The 18,231-nt window shown below is 41.2% G+C and carries 17 protein-coding genes; 9 read left to right on the top strand and 8 right to left on the bottom strand.

The features are described from left to right. Positions 1-85: 85 nt before the first annotated feature. On the top strand, positions 86-1,249 hold the full coding sequence (gene trpB / locus Q8G36_RS09395) for a tryptophan synthase subunit beta (protein WP_305159736.1): 1,164 nt from the start codon (positions 86-88) through the stop codon (positions 1,247-1,249). Positions 1,250-1,294: 45 nt separating this feature from the next. Here trpB and Q8G36_RS09390 read toward each other — a convergent pair whose 3' ends face one another. The 6 genes from Q8G36_RS09390 to Q8G36_RS09365 form a co-directional block, all read right to left on the bottom strand. Beyond that, the gene (locus Q8G36_RS09390) at positions 1,295-1,513 is read right to left on the bottom strand and encodes a spore germination protein (RefSeq protein ID WP_305159737.1); all 219 of its coding nucleotides are present in this window, start codon (positions 1,511-1,513) and stop codon (positions 1,295-1,297) included. Positions 1,514-1,534: 21 nt separating this feature from the next. Further along, a complete protein-coding gene (locus tag Q8G36_RS09385) occupies positions 1,535-1,918 on the bottom strand; it encodes a spore germination protein GerPE (RefSeq protein WP_305159738.1) in 384 nt (127 codons plus the stop codon). Positions 1,919-1,923: 5 nt separating this feature from the next. After that, complete coding sequence (locus Q8G36_RS09380; RefSeq protein ID WP_305159739.1) at positions 1,924-2,103, bottom strand: spore gernimation protein GerPD; 180 nt, start codon at positions 2,101-2,103, stop codon at positions 1,924-1,926. Then, a complete protein-coding gene (gene gerPC / locus Q8G36_RS09375; RefSeq protein ID WP_305159740.1) occupies positions 2,093-2,704 on the bottom strand; it encodes a spore germination protein GerPC in 612 nt (203 codons plus the stop codon). Before gerPC ends, Q8G36_RS09380 begins: the two co-directional genes overlap by 11 nt. A gap of 79 nt (positions 2,705-2,783) precedes the next feature. Further along, positions 2,784-2,990: a spore germination protein GerPB gene (locus Q8G36_RS09370; RefSeq protein ID WP_305159741.1), complete on the bottom strand. Its 207-nt coding sequence runs from the start codon at positions 2,988-2,990 to the stop codon at positions 2,784-2,786. Between the two features lie 22 nt (positions 2,991-3,012). After that, positions 3,013-3,234 carry a spore germination protein gene (locus Q8G36_RS09365; RefSeq protein WP_034315507.1) on the bottom strand — a complete coding sequence of 74 codons (222 nt, stop codon included), beginning with the start codon at positions 3,232-3,234 and terminating at the stop codon, positions 3,013-3,015. Positions 3,235-3,459: 225 nt separating this feature from the next. On the opposite strand from Q8G36_RS09365, the gene Q8G36_RS09360 reads away from it, so the two are divergent. From Q8G36_RS09360 to Q8G36_RS09345, 4 genes are all read left to right on the top strand, one after another. Further along, positions 3,460-5,052 carry a long-chain-fatty-acid--CoA ligase gene (locus Q8G36_RS09360; protein WP_305159742.1) on the top strand — a complete coding sequence of 531 codons (1,593 nt, stop codon included), beginning with the start codon at positions 3,460-3,462 and terminating at the stop codon, positions 5,050-5,052. A gap of 319 nt (positions 5,053-5,371) precedes the next feature. After that, entirely contained in the window at positions 5,372-6,646 is a 1,275-nt protein-coding gene (locus Q8G36_RS09355) for an MFS transporter (RefSeq protein ID WP_305159743.1), read from the top strand. Between the two features lie 39 nt (positions 6,647-6,685). Then, entirely contained in the window at positions 6,686-7,867 is a 1,182-nt protein-coding gene (locus Q8G36_RS09350) for a DUF418 domain-containing protein (RefSeq protein WP_305159744.1), read from the top strand. A 133-nt stretch (positions 7,868-8,000) separates the two neighbouring features. Beyond that, positions 8,001-8,342 (top strand): YisL family protein, encoded by a 342-nt coding sequence (locus Q8G36_RS09345; protein ID WP_076367205.1) that lies wholly within the window; start codon positions 8,001-8,003, stop codon positions 8,340-8,342. Positions 8,343-8,392: 50 nt separating this feature from the next. Here Q8G36_RS09345 and Q8G36_RS09340 read toward each other — a convergent pair whose 3' ends face one another. Then, positions 8,393-8,965 (bottom strand): DUF2777 domain-containing protein, encoded by a 573-nt coding sequence (locus Q8G36_RS09340; RefSeq protein ID WP_305159745.1) that lies wholly within the window; start codon positions 8,963-8,965, stop codon positions 8,393-8,395. A 285-nt stretch (positions 8,966-9,250) separates the two neighbouring features. Between Q8G36_RS09340 and asnB the strand changes: the two genes are divergently transcribed. Then, entirely contained in the window at positions 9,251-11,098 is a 1,848-nt protein-coding gene (gene asnB / locus Q8G36_RS09335) for an asparagine synthase (glutamine-hydrolyzing) (RefSeq protein WP_305159746.1), read from the top strand. A gap of 43 nt (positions 11,099-11,141) precedes the next feature. On the opposite strand, the gene Q8G36_RS09330 is transcribed toward asnB, so the two are convergent. Continuing rightward, positions 11,142-12,893, bottom strand: coding sequence for a glycoside hydrolase family 13 protein (locus Q8G36_RS09330; RefSeq protein ID WP_305159747.1), 1,752 nt, complete (start codon positions 12,891-12,893; stop codon positions 11,142-11,144). 363 nt (positions 12,894-13,256) lie between these two features. On the opposite strand from Q8G36_RS09330, the gene Q8G36_RS09325 reads away from it, so the two are divergent. From Q8G36_RS09325 to Q8G36_RS09315, 3 genes are all read left to right on the top strand, one after another. Beyond that, positions 13,257-14,507, top strand: coding sequence for an extracellular solute-binding protein (locus Q8G36_RS09325; protein WP_305159748.1), 1,251 nt, complete (start codon positions 13,257-13,259; stop codon positions 14,505-14,507). Between the two features lie 150 nt (positions 14,508-14,657). Continuing rightward, a complete protein-coding gene (locus Q8G36_RS09320) occupies positions 14,658-16,193 on the top strand; it encodes an alpha-amylase family glycosyl hydrolase (RefSeq protein WP_305159749.1) in 1,536 nt (511 codons plus the stop codon). Positions 16,194-16,272: 79 nt separating this feature from the next. Further along, positions 16,273-17,922, top strand: coding sequence for a glycoside hydrolase family 13 protein (locus tag Q8G36_RS09315; RefSeq protein WP_305159750.1), 1,650 nt, complete (start codon positions 16,273-16,275; stop codon positions 17,920-17,922). Positions 17,923-18,231: the final 309 nt, after the last annotated feature.

The raw sequence follows: 18,231 nt of genomic DNA, 5'->3' as shown, positions 1-18,231 counted from the left end.
GAATAAACAGAATAGTTTGAAAAGTCATGAATGCTTACTATATACTAGTGGAGAAAAATACCTTCATAAAGGAGTAGAGAATAGTATGAAGAGTGAGATCAAGAGCAAGGGATACTTTGGTGAGTTCGGTGGAAGCTTTGTACCGGGTGAACTTCAGGAAGTAATGGATAGTTTAGAAACGGAATTCCTGAAATATAAGGATGACCCGGAATTCATTGAGGAGTTTCAATATTATCTGAAAGAATATGTCGGACGCGAAAACCCGTTAACCCATGCAAAGAATTTAACGAAAAAGGTTGGCGGGGCAAAAATATACCTGAAGCGTGAAGATCTGAATCATACAGGGGCTCACAAAATTAATAATGCGATTGGACAAATCCTGCTCGCTAAACGGATGGGTGCCAAACGCATCATCGCAGAAACTGGGGCTGGACAGCATGGTGTGGCGACTGCGACAGCATGTGCGATGTTTGGCATGGAGTGCGTGATCTATATGGGCAAGCTGGATACGGAGAGACAGGCATTGAATGTCTTTCGGATGGAATTGTTGGGGGCAAAAGTCGTAGCGGTCGAAAAGGGACAGGGTCGATTGAAGGATGCCGTTGATGAGGCATTGAATGATTTGGTGCAAAACTATGAAAATACTTTTTACTTGCTTGGTTCAGCAGTGGGACCACACCCATATCCAACGATCGTTAAGCATTTCCAATCAATCATAAGTGAAGAATCAAAGCGTCAGATCCTTGAAAAGGAAGGAAAACTGCCAACTGCCATCATTGCTTGTGCAGGAGGGGGAAGTAATGCGATTGGTGCTTTTGCTCATTATATCGATGAAGAAAATGTCCGTTTAATTGGTGTAGAGCCAATTGAGGCCCCGAGTATTTCGCAAGGCGTCCCGGCAGTATTGCACGGATTCAAAAGTTTGACGTTAGTGGACGAACAAGGGGAACCAAAACCGACATTTTCCATAGCAGCCGGTTTGGATTACCCAAGCGTGGGGCCCGAGCATAGTTTTTTGAAAGATAGCGGACGAGCGGAATATGAGACAGTAAAAGGCGAAGAAGCTCTTGAGGCTTTTCAGGTATTATCCAAGACAGAGGGGATCATTCCAGCTCTCGAAAGCTCACATGCTCTAGCTCACGCCATGAAGCTGGCAAAAGAGTTATCAAGAGAGGATGTACTGATCGTTAATTTATCAGGCAGGGGAGACAAAGACGTCGAGCAAGTATTTAACATGTTAGAAAAATAGGCCGAATTTAAAAGCCTCCCTGGAAATGGGAGGCTTCTTCTTTCACTAATTATTCCCTGTAATGGGCTGGTCGACCCCATTGATATCAAGGACATTGCTTCCATTCAGGCCATTGGCCGTGAAGGTGATTGCAGCTGTGTTCCCCGAACCGGATCCGAAAACGGATTTGGACGAAGACTTAGGGGAAATGACGGCGCAATCACCGAATACCAGGTTTCCTTGCGCGACATTAAATACTTGAACTGGGCCGGTAATGGCGGGCATATGAACCCCTCCTTTAAAAGTTTAAGTGTTGTCCGTTGAATCTTTAGGAACCTCTCGAATATGTTTCGCTCTTGATTCCATACGTGCATGGCCTACGTTCCCCACACCAACCACAGATGAGGCTGATATCCCGATTATATTGATATTGCCGACCCGTATGAAGGGATTCGGATTTGAAAAACTTGATATGACTGGTTCATTCAATCTCGGGATATAAAGTGGTTTCTTAAAAATGTCATAGTTCTCGAAATGAATATCCACTGAATCGAAAGTTTCACTTTTCTTCTGAACGGCTATCGCCAGGGCATTTCCATCTATATATGATGTATCCCCGATTTGCAGGGTGGAGCTGAATGATACCGTGTCGGATAATAAAGATTTTACTTTTGATATTCTAGAAAACATGTTATTTATCCTTCTGGAGAAAACGGCACGAATGGCCCGATGATCAGGGATTCCGGCGGGGTATCGAATGCTGAGGATAGTTGGACCGTTTGTACATCCCCTATGAGAAATAAAGCAGAGCTTGCTACACCGGTAATTTTAATATCTCCTACACAAAGCTGGTGATTGGTTACATTAAACTCCATTTGGATTTCCTCCTGTCTCGGCTTGTGAATGGGTAATGAATTGTAATAATGCAGTTTGAATATCGGATTTTACCTTCTCCCTGACCTTTTCCTTGACATTCTCCCGTTGCTGCGGTGCACGTTCCGCGTAAGAAAGATTATCGAAATACATATTGATTCGTTGATGAAGCTGGCGTTCGACGTCTTGCCTTATGAAGTCATGATAAGAGGGTTCCAATGATATTTTCAGCTGGGTTTCCGCATCGTGGATCATATTTTCCAAGTCTGAAATTATATCATTGTGAATTTCCTGGACAACGATTTCCCTGCCTGGAAATAGGTTTGGTGCTGGTTGAACGGGTTGGTTGTTGACGGCAAATTCATCAATGTTGTTAAGGTCATTGGGATTTAAACCGATATTCAACGTTCCATCTAAAGATTCTACTTTTAACTGATCGAATTTATATTCAATTTTATCTACATGGATTGGCGGTTTATTTTTCAGCTCGGCAAGTTCATCTGTCAGGCGTTTGAGTTCGTGTTCAAGTTTCATGATCCGTTTATCCTGGGCTTCAAGAAAACGCTGCATTTGTATGGAATATGAATATAGATCCTGATTCACGATTCAACACCTCACCTTCACAATATGTTAATTTCATATATGACAGTATATGAAAAAGTTGGATGTAGGTGAATGCCTATTAACTAGGAGTAAATGGGACGAAACTGGTTAACGGGGTAACATCAGCTTCAATTTCGGGAGCAGGCTCAGTGAATCCTCCAGTATTGGCTAATGTGGAATATGGTTTAATAACACCGGCACTTCCTATTTGAAAAACGGATGAATTGGCGATGCTTTCAATTTTTATCATATTGATTTGTATGGTCTGGTGAATATTGAAGATCATGCTGACTCCTTTCTTAAAAACATTAGAGATTTAAGACCAGTGGCTGATCGACACCATCTGTATCATTTGTATTTGTGGTGCTATAGGCATTATAGAGGGATATGGATTCACCCGTATTAAACGAGCCAGCACCTGCAAACGTTTTAGAAGTGGAATATGGACTGATTTTAAAGACGTCACCAATATGGACAATTCCACTGCTACCGACGTTGATGACTTGAACGATTCCTACGATGGCCGGCAAGAAAATCACCCTTTTTTTATTCTGGTTTTCCCCTTGAATCTTAGGCATGAGCCTATAACTGAAGGGAGTTTCAATGTATTGTATGTTGACTCATGATTGATGTGATTCATCCGCCTATCAATATATTGTTATATAACAACGGCTGATATTATTGAAAAAATGGGAACAGATATGGTAATATAAAACTAATTCAGAATTTTCAAATAAAATAAAAGAGGTGAGGAAATGAACGTACCGTTAGTATTATCGCATTTCTTAGATCGAGCAGCCTTACTATATGGCGATAAGAAAGCCATCATTGGAGATGACAAGGTATTAACCTACTCAGAGTTGAACGGCCGTGTAAACCAGCTTTCAAATGGTTTAAGGGATCTTGGAGTCAAAAAGGGTGATAAGGTGGCATATTTGGCACCTAACTCAATTGAGATGCTTGAAGGCTTTTATGGGGTATTTCAACTTGGGGCAGTAATCGTTCCATTGAATATCCGTTTGAAGGCTGCCGATTATGTATTCATTTTGAACCATAGCGAGTCAAAGGTCCTTTTCGTAGATCAGGAATTGTATCATCTAATTTCCCCTGTCAAGGATGAACTTGAATCGGTGGAGCACATAATCGTTCATTATAAAGATGAAGAAATAAATGAAACCGATTACAACCATTGGCTGGAACGTTATGATAACATGAGCTTTAACCGGGAGTCAGTGGATGAAAATGATGTTTCAAGCCTCCTTTATACTAGCGGGACCACAGGAAATCCCAAAGGGGTGATGCTGACTCACCGCAACAACTATTTACATGCCCTAGGTGCGATGCATCATTTCAGGGTCAATGACCGCGATACATATTTGCATGTACTGCCGATGTTCCACGTGAATGGGTGGGGTGCCCCATTTTATTATACGGCAAATGGTGCCACTCAAGTTTGTTTGAGGAAAACCAGCCCCGAAATGATATTTGATGCACTTGAAAAGCATAAGGTTTCCATAATGCATATGGCACCAACGGTTCTGAATTCACTGTTTCAATATTATGAACGGAATGTTCCGAATATCGAGCAGGATATCCGAATCGTTGTTGCGGGTTCCGCTCCGCCTCCTGCATTCGTTACAAGGGTGGAAAAAGAGTTAGGCTGGGAATTCATTCAAATTTACGGAATGACTGAATCAACACCGGTTAGTCTGATTTCGCTGATTCGTTCTGAATTCGATGATCTTCCGGAAAAAGAAAAATACAGAATGAAGGCGAAAGCCGGATATCCCATCATAGGCAGTGAGGTAAAGGTTATCCATGACAATGGTGTGGAAGTTGCCCATGATGGCGTGGATATCGGGGAGCTCATCGTCCGCAGTCATGGAGTGATGTTAGGTTATTGGAAAAATGAAGAAGCGACCAGCCAGACACTGATAAATGGATGGCTGCATACAGGGGATATGGCCACAATCGATGAAAATGGTAATGTTGATATCGTTGACCGCAAAAAGGATATAATCATTAGTGGCGGAGAAAATATTTCTTCGATTGAAGTGGAAGGAGTACTCTACGAACATCCGGACATTCTTGAAGCGGCAGTCATTGCCGTTCCGCATGAAAAGTGGGGAGAGACGCCGCATGCCTTCATTGTGCCAAAAAGGGGCGTGGAATTAACGGAGGATGATATAAGGACCTTCACACGGGAAAAACTAGCTCATTTCAAATCAGTTACCAGTGTGTCGTTCGTCGATGAGCTTCCAAAAACGGCATCGGGGAAAATACAAAAAATCCACCTCCGTAATGATTACTGGGAATCTAAGGGGAAATCAGGCAGATTCGTTAATTGATGCTTCGCTGACGCTGTTCAGAAATGATCAGCGTTTTTTTTCTGTTTGCCCGTTCGATGGGTTTCATATTAAGCCATGAAGATATCGACCCTGATGAAATGAAGATTGAGAGGGCGATATATATGTTTCCATTCGTAAATAAGCCACAGTAACTCAAGCCATTGTTGGATAAGGATGGTCATTCAGGAGCACTTGAATTTGTTTCGATAAAAAGCTTCCTGTTTAACGATAAAGTGTTACTATTAAAATATTTCAAATTATTATAGTTTTTCTTTTTCATCATGTTGATTCTAAGAGTTTTGGATTGTGGGGGAGAACATTGAAACGTATTCATTATAGCTGGGTTATTTTAATCATAACATTTTTCTCGATTATTGTAGCCGGAATCGTTAGGTCATCATCGGGAGTATTCATCGTACCATTTGAAAATGAGTTCGGGTGGGACCGGTCCGTCATTTCTTTAGCCTTCGCCATAAGTCTTTTTCTTTATGGATTATCGGGTCCATTCATGGCCGCTCTAATTGAAGTGCTTGGATTGAAGAAAATGATGGTATTGGCCATGTCCACTTTATTGGCAGGGATTTTCCTCACTTTTTTCATGGAGCATGAGTGGCAGCTCATGCTAATTTGGGGAATTATCATTGGATTGGGTTCTGGAGTGTTTTTAACGGTATTAAGCCCATATGTGGCAAATCGTTGGTTCGAGAAGAGGCGGGGGCTGGCGGTCGGGATACTAACGGCAAGTACAGCCACAGGTCAGCTCATTTTACTTCCGGTTTTAGCCATTATCATTGAGAATCACTCATGGAGATGGGCGATTGGATTAATTTTGGTCCTTAGCTTGATCATGCTGGCAATCATCCTTTTATTCATGAAAAACAATCCGAAGGAAGTCGGCACTCTTCCATATGGATTAGAAGAGGAAAGTCAGGAGGCTGTTACAGTCCAAAAAAAGAACCCCATCGCCATGGCTTTTCAGTCGTTGATTGAAGCAGTGAGAGTGAAGGAATTCTGGTTATTGGCAGGAAGCTTTTTTATATGCGGACTTTCAACGAGCGGGTTGATCGGCACACATTTCATTTCTTACTGCATTAGTTTTGGTTTACCGGTTGTGACGGCAGCATCACTGCTATCTTTCATGGGAATCTTTGATTTGATTGGTACGACTGTATCCGGGTGGTTATCAGATCGTTTTGATAATCGTTGGCTGTTGTTTTGGTATTACGCTCTAAGGGGTGCTTCCCTCGTATTACTGCCTTTTGCGCTAAATGAAGGCTCAATCGGTCTATTGATCATCTTCTCCGTTTTTTATGGCTTGGATTGGATAGCCACTGTTCCTCCGACCATAGGCATTTCAAGGCAAGTATTTGGCATGGAGAAAAGTGGGATTGTATACGGGTGGATATTCGCGGCCCATCAGGTGGGTGCAGCAGTGGCGGCGTACGGGGGAGGGCTTATCTTCAAAATATTCAACTCCTATACATGGGCATTCTTCCTTGCAGGAATCTTTTGCTTATTGGGGAGCTTGTTTGTCATACTGATAAAAAAGCAAAAAGCGGTCACGAAAGTCAAAGATGATGCAATGGAGTTATAAAAAGATGTTAAATCGTTATGGATGAAAGAGGGTGTACCTATGAAGGGCACGATGGTACCATTGCAGGAAAGTAAACGGATCGTAAGCATCGATATTTTACGTGGATTAGCCATTTTAGGGATTTTTTTAGTGAATATGCCTTCTTTCCACTCTCCGCTCTTGTACATAGATGGTGCCGAGCGGTGGTCCGGAGGATGGGACAGAATTTTGTACAGATTCAGTGATATTGTCGCACAGGCCAGCTTTTATCCGTTATTTGCCTTTTTGTTCGGTTTCGGGGCAATCATACTAGCTGTAAGGAGTGAAGAAAAGGGTATTTCATTTCCTTTGCTATATATGAAAAGGCTAAGTTTCCTGCTGGTACTTGGGTGCATTCATGCTTTTTTCATCTGGCATGGGGACATCCTCATTAATTATGCTGTATTTGGGTTTGCCTTTTTGTTTTTTTATAAGATGAAGGGCAGGAATTTAATTCTGCTAGGCTCTGTTTGTTATGTCCTGCCTTTTGCGATATTGGGTTCACTATTTCTTATAATGGGCATTTTTGATAGGGAAGGGATGGCGATTACGACTGATTCGGCGATGATGAAACAGTCTTTGGAAGTTTATCAATCTGGTACATTTACGGAAATAATGAGTCAAAGGGCACTAGATTGGTATATGGTGAACAACCCATTAAATGCCCTTATGCTTTTTTTATCGATTTTTCCGTTTTTTTTAATTGGAGCAGGAGTTGCAAAACAAGGCTTTCTCCAAAACCCAACTCAATATAAACGACAATTGAAAGCGATATCGATTATAAGCGTGCTGTTGGGCATTTCAGTTAAGATTCTGCCATATCTGACGATATACCACTTTGGTACGATATTCGTGCAGGATTATTTGGGCGGACCGTTACTTACGATTTTTTATATCACGGCAATCGCGCTTTTGGCGGAATATCGAGGAGCTTCCCGTCTGTTCCGCCCGCTTTCGTATATAGGAAGGATGTCGATGAGCAATTACTTGTTCCAATCGATGGTATGTACGGCCATTTTTTATTCATATGGCCTTGGTTTATATGGATCAGTCTCTTATACCACAGGATTTGTTTTTCTATTAGCCCTGTTTTGCCTGCAAATTTTGCTTTCCTTATTGTGGATGGGTCTGTTTAAATACGGACCGGTTGAATATATTTGGCGTCTTGTTACATATGGTAAAAAGCCGGTTATGCGCCGGTGAGGACCAGTTAAGAAGAAATGTAAATGATGTTCATTAAATTGTTGATTTTACCTATTCGGATAGATCCTTAGTTTTGTTTTTGTGTAAAAGCCTATGATATGATGAAATGGAAACTGAACGAGGGGGTAAAAAAATGACACATATGCATATTACAGCTTGGGTTATCGGAATCATTCTTTTCTTTGTCACATATTCGATGCTTAAAGGTGGAAATCCGAAAGCGAAAATGCTACATATGATAACACGGTTGTTTTATCTATTGATTTTCCTTACTGGCGGCATGCTGATTACGGATTTTGGTGCTTACGCAGTAAAAATGATTGTTGGAATCATCGTGATTGCGGCGATGGAAATGGTGTTGGTTCGTACGAAAAAAGGAAAAAGCACAAGTGCCATGTGGATATTGTTCATCGTAGCGCTTGTATTCGTCCTTTATTTAGGGCTTTCGCTGCCACAAGGAATGGACTTTTTTTAATACAGAATTGAAAACGGGTAAATGAGGAAATCTCATTTACCCGTATTCTTTTACCCATATTGTGAATTCACTTTCTCAATGACGATTCTTTTTCCAGTGTTCAGGGTGAATTCAAAACGATCGTGATCCTTTTTCCCATAAGAAAAGTGGTGTTGAACGAGACATATTTGGCTCTCGTTATCAAAGGTGAAGAAATTCACGCCGGACTGGTTAGGGACGGCCCTTAAAAAAGTGAGCTGGTTATAACTATATATACAATCATAAATAGAAAAATCAAGTGAATTCAATGTCGTTACAAATTGGAAAAAGGAATCGTCGTTCAATTCTTCCAATAAACGTTCAAAAGAGTAGAGCAGTTTTTTGCGTATCCGAATTGGCTCATTTTCCCTTAAGAAGGTGATTTCCCGGTGAAGCAGGATTTTCCCCTCTTCTTCAACTACTCCTTGCTGCCAGCGCCCACCCCTGTACACTTCAATGATGCTATCAACATGGTCTTCAATGGAGCAGGCCTCATCTGTTTCATCATCGAAAAAAATCCATTGTTGATTGATATTTTCCACTGTTCCTTCGGTAAAAGCTCTTGTTTGCCTGTTCATTAACTTGGTTCGTTGTTGCTGACTCATACATATACCTCCAATAGTGGAATCCTCACCTACTTTTTAGTCAAAATCCAATGAAAATATAACTGTATATTTTAAAATATTATGGACAAATAACCATCCTTCCGTCTTTGCATAGGCTATGTTTAAACACGGGATGCTTTGCTCAACAATTCATTAACAACGCCGGGCGTTGTGGGCAGTGGGTCCTACGGAATGATGCCGATCGATACTTAGGGACTGTAAATCTTTTTAAGACAGGGAGCCAATATATTTTTGATAGTCCGGATAGAAAGGATGAAGTGTAAAATGTGTGGGATAACAGGCTGGGTGCATTTTCAAAAAGATTTACGGACAAAAACGAAAACACTGGAAAACATGACAAAAACGTTGGCAAAACGGGGGCCAGACGAAGGAAATGTTTGGAGCGAAGCCCATGTTGCCTTTGGCCATAAACGGTTAACGGTTGTCGATGCGGAAGGCGGAAAACAGCCGATGACGAAAAATCACGAAAACGGCAGATATACGCTTTGTTATAATGGTGAGCTATATAACACCGAGGATATTCGTAAACAGCTATTATTAAAAGGATATTCCTTTAACGGTCATTCTGATACAGAAGTTTTGCTAACTTCTTATATAGAATGGAAAGAAAAGTGCATTGATTTGTTCAATGGGATTTTTGCGTTTGCGATTTGGGATGAAAAGGAACAGAAATTATTCGTTGGAAGAGATCGCATGGGGGTAAAACCATTCTTTTACGCGGAAAGGGACGGCGGGTTCATTTTCGGATCGGAGCTGAAGGCGATTCTGGCCCATCCGGATGTTAAAACGGAGATTGACCGCGAAGGGTTGTCTGAAGTTTTTGGTGTTGGTCCATCCCGAAAGCCAGGGTCGGGCATATTTCATAATATCCAGGAATTAAGGCCTGCCCATGCGCTTACCTTATCAAGGAAAGGCCTCCGGATTTGGAGATATTGGAATGTGAAAAGCGAAGAACATCGGGATACGCTTGATGAGACGGCCGAGAAGGTTCGCTTCCTTGTCGAAGATGCAGTGACACGGCAACTTGTATCAGATGTTCCACTTTGTACCTTCTTATCAGGAGGGCTTGATTCAAGCGCGATAACGGCCATTGCTGCAAATGCCTATCAAAAAGAAGGGCAAGGCCAGCTTCATACGTATTCCATTGATTATGAGGATAATGAGCGCTATTTTAAGGCAAATGATTTTCAGCCTAACTCTGATGGCTATTGGATTAAAAAGATGTCGGATAGTTTTAACACGGTTCACCATTCATCGATCATCACTCAAGAGCAGTTGACGGATTATTTAACAGAAGCTGTCCTTGTAAGGGACCTCCCAGGCATGGCGGATGTGGATTCTTCTTTACTTTGGTTTTGTAAGGAAATTAAGCGGGATTTTGTCGTAGGCCTGTCAGGCGAATGTGCGGACGAAATTTTTGGAGGCTATCCTTGGTTTCATCGTGAGGATGATTTGAATCGTGCTGGTTTTCCATGGATGAGATCGACCGGGGAGCGGGTATCTTTATTGAAAACGGGATGGCGCGAGAAATTGAAGCTGGAGGAATATGCGCAGGAAGCTTATTTGACCACCCTTGCCGAAACGCCTAAATTGGAAGGGGAAAGCGGTGTAGCAGCAAAGCGGAGAGAGCTTTTCTATGTAAATTTATTATGGTTCATGACGACGCTCCTTGACCGAAAGGACCGGATGAGTATGGGTGCAAGTCTAGAGGTGCGCGTGCCATTTGCCGATCATCGCCTTGTTGAATATGCATGGAACATTCCTTGGGAAATGAAAATGGAAGGCAACCGTGAAAAGGGCATTCTAAGGAAGGCTTTGGAGGGGCTGTTACCGGATGAAGTATTGTATCGTAAAAAAAGCCCATATCCAAAAACACATAATCCTATATATACAGACCGTGTGCAGGCATGGTTGAAAGACTTACTGACGGATAAAAATTCGGTCCTGCATGAGTTTTTCGATAAACAGAAGCTAACAGATATAGTAGATTCCAAGGGTGCCGCTTTTAAAGTGCCGTGGTTCGGGCAATTGATGTCAGGTCCACAGCTGCTCGCTCACTTGGCACAAACCCATGTATGGTTCAAAGAATATGATATCCAAATAATCGATTAAAAAAAACGGGGCGGATGATTTTCATTGCCCCGTTTTCATTGCCTCAATGATTGAATGCGAGAATTTTATATTGATAACCGCCCAATTCAAATTCACCTTCCTGTGTGGTTTCCTTTGTTCTTAAATCCGTTAGTGTACGTCCTTCCAAATCCAAAGGGAGGGTAAAGGATTGCTGGACATCCGTCGGATTGATGAGGATCACGACAGAACGTTTTTCATTATACTTTTGGTAGGCCACGATATTTTCGTTTCCGGCTGTATCAAGGAATTTGAACTTCCCGTCATTGGCAAGTAACCGTTCTTCTTTTCGCAAGTGGATCAATGCCTTAATTTCATTGAAAAGCTCGGTATTTTGTTTTTCTTCTTCCCAGACCATGCATTTTCGGCACCCTGGATCCATGCCCCCGGTTAAGCCGATTTCATCTCCATAGTATATACAAGGGCTGCCATTGAATGTCAGCAGGATTGCGTGGATGAGCTTGGCTCGAGCTAGATCTTCCCCGCAATCCGTGAAAATCCGCGGTGTATCATGGCTTCCAAGAAGATTGAATGTCATGTCAAAAACATTGGTAGGATAACTGTGATAGATGGCTGTCATTTCTTCTGTGAACTCTCGTGCATTGATGGTTTGTGAAGCGATCAAGCGAAAAACTTGGTTGGTAAAAGGGTAATTCATGACCGCATCGAACTGATCGCCTCGAAGCCATGGCATGGAGTCATGCCAAATTTCCCCAAGGATATAAAGGTCAGGCTTTATATTTTTCACCGTTGTTCGAAATTCACGCCAGAATGGCTGATCGACTTCATTTGCCACATCGAGCCGCCAGGAGTCTATATCAAACTCTTTGATCCAATAAGCCGAGACTTCGAGCAGATATTCTTTCACCTCCGGATTCGCCGTATTCAATTTTGGCATCGATTCAAAAAAACCGAATGTTTCATAATTGGGTCTTTCCCCTCCTTTAAGAGGGAAGCTGTGTGGGTGGAACCAATCCTTATATTTCGATTTCTCTCCTTTTTCGAGTAAATCCTGAAAAGGGGGGAAATAGTAGCCGCTATGGTTAAAAACGGCATCCAGCATGACCCGGATATTCCGTTTGTGGCATTCGGTTATTAGTGTTTTCAATGTTTCCTTCGTTCCGAATTGAGGATCGATGCTCAGATAATCAATCGTATCGTATTTATGATTGGAGTGGGCATGGAAGATTGGCGTGAAATAAATTCCGTTGATGCCGAGATTCACTAGGTAATCCAAATGTTCAATGATCCCTTCGAAGTCCCCGCCAAAAAAATTATCCACGGCCGGATCTTCACTTCCCCAGGGTTTTACACCATCCGGATCGTTGTCGGGGTTTCCGTTCGCGAATCGTTCAGGGAAAATTTGGTACCAAATTGTATCCTTGACCCATTCCGGAGCCCCGAAAACTTCATTTTGATGTAGATAGGGAATCGCGAAATAGCATCCGGGATCTCGGGGGGGTTCTTTAAAGAAGCCCTTTTCCGTGTAAATGGCACTTTCATCCTCTGAGGATACCTTGAACCCATATCGAATTCTTCGGTAGGGAGGCTTCACATAGATATGCCAATAATCATAACGGTTATCGCTGCCTGACAAACTCATGGGAAGTTCTTCGTACTGCCATTTACCATTATCTGAAATGTATGGATCCCCAAAAATCAATCCAACTGAGGAGATATCTTGTTTTTTTGTACGTAGGCGGATATGTAGGGTTTCAGTGTTGATGGGATAGCCGTAATTGTCATTAGGTCTATGGTGTATGGATGAAAATTCCATTAAAAACCACTCCAATTCTATAAGTATTTGGGGATGTAAAAAAGGAAACTTCCGGCTGTTTATGAGGGGGGGCTCTATGAAGCTGCACTAGCCAGGTTAAGTGTTTTTTCAATATGGTTATATACCCAATTTCAATTGAAAGAAGCACTTATTAACTAAAAAATAACAAAAAGTGTTCATCACTACAAGGAAATAAATACGCCAAGGAAAATGTTGTAAAAACCAAAGCCGTTCATATAATGATAACAATAGCTTTGGTACCGCTTTCATTGAGTGGCCTTATTTGAATGACTGAACTGAAAAACAGTATTATTTGGTGCTTTTGGACATGATAAAATAAACATTTTAAAAAGGAGAATGAAAGTGAAGAAGCTGATTTTTCATTTGTTCATGTCCATGTTTTTGATCGTTAGTGTAAGTGCTTGTGGTTCCAGTCCAGATTTGGAAAATGAAGTAGTGAAGGAAAATAAGAAAAAAGAAGACGAAGCCAGCAATGAAGCGAAGCCGGAAAAATTAATCATTTGGGAGGAAAAAGGTAAAGCGGATGCCCTAAAGCCGGTGATTGAAGCTTTTGAAAAAGAATATGGAATCAAAGTTGAACATGAGGAGCTAGAAATAGCTAGCGAAATGTATGAGCGGCTTCGTCGTGATGGGCCAATCGGAAATGGAAAGGCCCCGGATGTCGTAACTTTTTCTCATGAAAAAGTCGGGCAAATCGTGAAGGAAGGCCTAATTCAGGAAGTGAAGGTGAATGATGATGTATTAAATGCCTTCATTGAACCTTCAATTAGGGGAGAAATATATCAAGATAAGGTATTTGGGTTGCCAAAATCCGTAACCACTTCCGTTTTCATTTATAATAAAAAATTGATGGCTAAGGCTCCTGAGACGATGAATGACCTATATAAAATGGCGAGCAAATTAAGAAAAGGTAACGTGCATGGTTACTATGCCAATTGGAATGAATTCCATGATTCGTATGGAGTAATGGCTGGAATGGGAGGTTATATATTTAAAGATAAGAATGGAAAACTAGACCCTTCTGACATTGGTTTGAATAATAAGGGTGCCATAAAAGGGGCTGCGTACATCCAAAAATGGTATAGGGCGGGTTTGATTCCTAAAGGCGACAAGGCAGCGATCGAGAAGTTGTTCATACAAGGGAATTTGGCTTCTTTCATGAGTGACGGGACCTCATTTACCGAGCGAAAGGATACAGGCACAGCACCCATGCCCGAATTGCCCAATGGCCAGCCAATGAAAACGTTATTGAAAATCAAAGGCTGGCATGTAACAGCATTCACCAAACATCCTTATTGGTCTACGAAATTAGTTGAATATTTAACAAATGATGATAATGCAATGCAGCGTTATGGTTTAACAGGGGAAGTCCCTCCGAATAAATCAATCAAACACAATGCCGCAATCAATGAAAATGAAAGGGCACAAGCCTTAAGCATACAATTACAATACGCTGAACCAGTGCCGAATATTCCAGAAATGAATAAGGTATGGGGACCGATGAATTCAGCCATGGATGAAATAACCACCCAAAAAGCAAAACCAAAAAGAGCCTTGCATAAAGCGGTTAAGACGATCAAAAAAGAACGTTAATCGTGTTCTGCCCTTCTCCGATTCAGTAACCATAACCAGTATCCCCAATTTGTCCCTTTAGTGTAAAGTTTTTTATAAATTGGATTTGACGTTAAGGGGTCAAAAGGCTAATCTTAAAGGCGTAAAGAGATAGCTAGGAGGAGAGCGGATATGAGGAAAAGAGTGTTATCACTCGCTTTAATTCCGTTGCTTCTTTTTTACGCCATTCCAGTAGGAGCAGCTGAAAAAGAACAACGAACTTGGAAGGATGAAATCGTATATTCATTATTGGTCGACAGATTTTTCGATGGGAATACTCAAAATAATGGAGATGCGAACGTGAATGACCCATCCGCGTTTAATGGTGGGGATTTCGAAGGTGTCACGAAGAAACTGAATTATTTAAAAGATATGGGTTATACCGCTATCATCCTTTCACCGATTTTCGCTAATGATGAAAATGGCTATCATGGCGATTGGGTGGCCGATTTCTATAAAACGGATAAACACTATGGGACAATGAGAGAGTTTAAAAAACTCGTGAATGAGGCACATAAACGCGATATAAAGGTGATCATTGATTTTCAAGCAAATAATGTGGGTCCTGACTCCACTTGGCTGACCGATCCAAAAAAACAAGATTGGTTCCATGAAGAAAAAAAGATCTCCAAGGACGGTAGCCAAACGGATTTGGAAACAGGCTGGGTCGCTGGTCTTCCCGATTTGAATCAAGATAATGAGGAAACAAGGAAATATTTACTTGATGCTGCTAAATGGTGGATAACGGAAACCGATATTGATGGATACCGTATAAATAAAGTCCAATACGTAGCAAAAGATTTTTGGAAGGAATTTGTGGATGCAGTCAAATCTGAAAAATCAAATTTCTATACAATCGGCGATGTACAAGGTGATGCCGATTTGATTTCAAGCTACAAGAAGACGGGTATCGATGCTTTTATGGCTTATCCGCAAAATGCTGAGCTACGGGAAGCATTTGCTGCACCCGATAAAGAATTGAAGCCTGTTTTTAATGCGTTTGCGAAAAGCGAAGATGAATTAGGGGGCAATGCCCATCAGGCATTGTTCATGGATACACAGGGAATGCCCCGTTTTACAAAGGATGCAGCCGATCATAACGAAAATCCAGGTTCCAGATGGAGAATGGCGCTGTCGTATCTATATACGATGCCAGGGGTGCCAATCGTATTTTATGGATCGGAAATTGCCTTAAATGGGGATATTGCCCCGGATAATCATAAGTTGATGAATTTTAAGACAGAGCAGGAATTGGTGGAATATATAACAAAGCTTTCTGATCTCAGAGACATGTACCCAGCATTGGTAAAAGGGGATATGGAGCTTTTATATGAAAAAGGTGGAGCTTCGGTATTCAAGCGTGTATATGGTGATGAAACGATTGTCGTCGCCATGAACAATACGACTGAAACTCAAACGATAAACCTTACTGATAAGGAACTTGATAGTAATAAAGAGTTGAGAGGTATGCTGAATGGGGATCTGGTCCGCAGTAAGGACAACAGTTACTCTATCGTAATCGACAGGGAGACGACAGAAGTCTACACGCTGTCACCTAAGTCGATTATTAATATTCCTTACCTGTTAGTTATAGGATTAGTTCTTCTTATTTTTGGTATATTCATTGCTTTGGTTATTAAGCGTTCAAAACGGAACCAACCAAAATAATCATATACCTCTCGATTGTCGGTAGCCGCCAAACATTGTCCCTAAGGCTTTGTGGAAAACAGGATCGGGAGGTTACAGCATGAAAAAGACCTGGTGGAAAGAAGCGGTTTGCTATCAAATATACCCGCGCAGTTTCATGGATAGTAATGGTGATGGAATCGGGGATATAAAAGGATTGATTTCAAAGCTTGACTATCTGCAGGAATTAGGGATAGATGTTATTTGGATTTGTCCGTTTTATAAATCGCCCAATGCGGATAATGGCTATGATATTAGTGATTATCAAGCAGTTTCCGATGAGTTCGGTTCAATCGAAGATATTGATCTGTTATTGAAAGATGTTCACGGCCGTGGGATGAAGGTGATACTCGATCTGGTTTTGAATCATACAAGCGATGAGCACCCCTGGTTCGTAGAGTCACGTTCGTCCCGCGATAATCCGAAACGGGATTGGTATATATGGAGGGATGGGCAGGACGGTCGTGAACCTAATAATTGGGAAAGTATCTTTTCCGGAAGTGCCTGGAAATTCGATGAAAGGACCAATCAATACTATTTACATTTATTTGCCGAAAAGCAGCCAGACTTAAACTGGAAAAATACTGATGTACGACAGGCATTATATGAAATGGTCAATTGGTGGCTCGATAAGGGAATCGATGGCTTTCGGATTGATGCGATCACGCATATTCATAAGCGTGAAGGCCTTCCGGATATGCCCAATCCTTATTGGCATCAGTATGTACCTGCGTTTGAAATGCACACCAATCAGGACGGGATTCTGGATTACCTTCAGGAGTTGAAAGAAGAGACATTCTCTAAATATGATATCATGACGGTCGGTGAGGCCAATGGCGTCAGGATTGAGCAGGCGGAAGAATGGGTCGGGGAATCGAATGGGAAGTTCAATATGATCTTTCAATTTGAACATCTTGGACTTTGGAATAGGGGACAGAATCACGATGTTGATGTTCAGGGGTTAAAACGCACAATGACCAAATGGCAAAAGGGGCTGAAAAACAAAGGATGGAATGCTTTGTTTTTTGAAAATCATGACCAGCCAAGAAGTGTATCCACCTGGGGAAATGATCATCAATACTGGTTGGAAAGCGCAAAAATGATTGGGGCTCTTTACTTTTTCATGCAAGGCACACCTTTTATTTATCAAGGTCAGGAAATTGGCATGACGAATGTCCAATTTGATTCGATTGATGATTATGATGATGTAGGAATGAAAAATTTTTACCGGATAGAGACCTCGAAAGGTCGTCCGCATGATGAAATCATGAACATTATATGGCATAGCGGCCGTGATAATTCACGAACACCGATGCAATGGAACGATATTGAAAATGGGGGATTCACCCATGGAACACCTTGGATGAGGGTTAATCCAAATTATCGCGCCATTAATGTAGAACAGCAGAAAAATGACCCGTCATCCATTTATCATTTTTATAAAAAGATGATTGAACTTCGAAAAAAACATCAGGTCCTCGTTTATGGGGAATATGAATTGTTATGGGAAGATCACCCTGAACTTTATATTTATACAAGAAATATGAATGATAATTCAGTCATGGTAGTATGTAACTTTAGTATGAATCACCATCAAATCGACCTTTCTCATTGGGGGAAAATGGATCTTTTACTAGCTAATTATGATGATTGCCCTGAGGTGTCCCTTATTGATTTACGTCCATATGAAACGAGGGTTTATCGTTATTGATTTCTATGGACTTGATTGGAAATTAGCCAAAAACCTATGTAGTTAGTCGTCTGACTTCTTATTTTCCAATACACCTGTCGTTTTTTAGGAAGCTGATCATACATCAGCTTCTTTTTGGATTTTAAAACAGATGTGAAAAAACGGAAAAGTGAGTATTTTCTGAAAAATTGAACAAACATAAAAAAAGTATGGATATAACTATTGAACTGAGTGTATTATGGATACATACAAAATGTATAAATATAAAACGAATAATAGAGAAGTGTTTATTGGTATTCAACTTTTTTTAAATGAAGACAATAAAGGCTA

Origin of the sequence: Peribacillus frigoritolerans, assembly GCF_030676415.1 — a bacterium.
GTDB lineage: Bacteria > Bacillota > Bacilli > Bacillales > DSM-1321 > Peribacillus > Peribacillus frigoritolerans_A.
The sequence above is the reverse complement of the archived record's forward strand: the minus strand, read 5'-3'. Positions and strand labels throughout refer to the sequence as shown.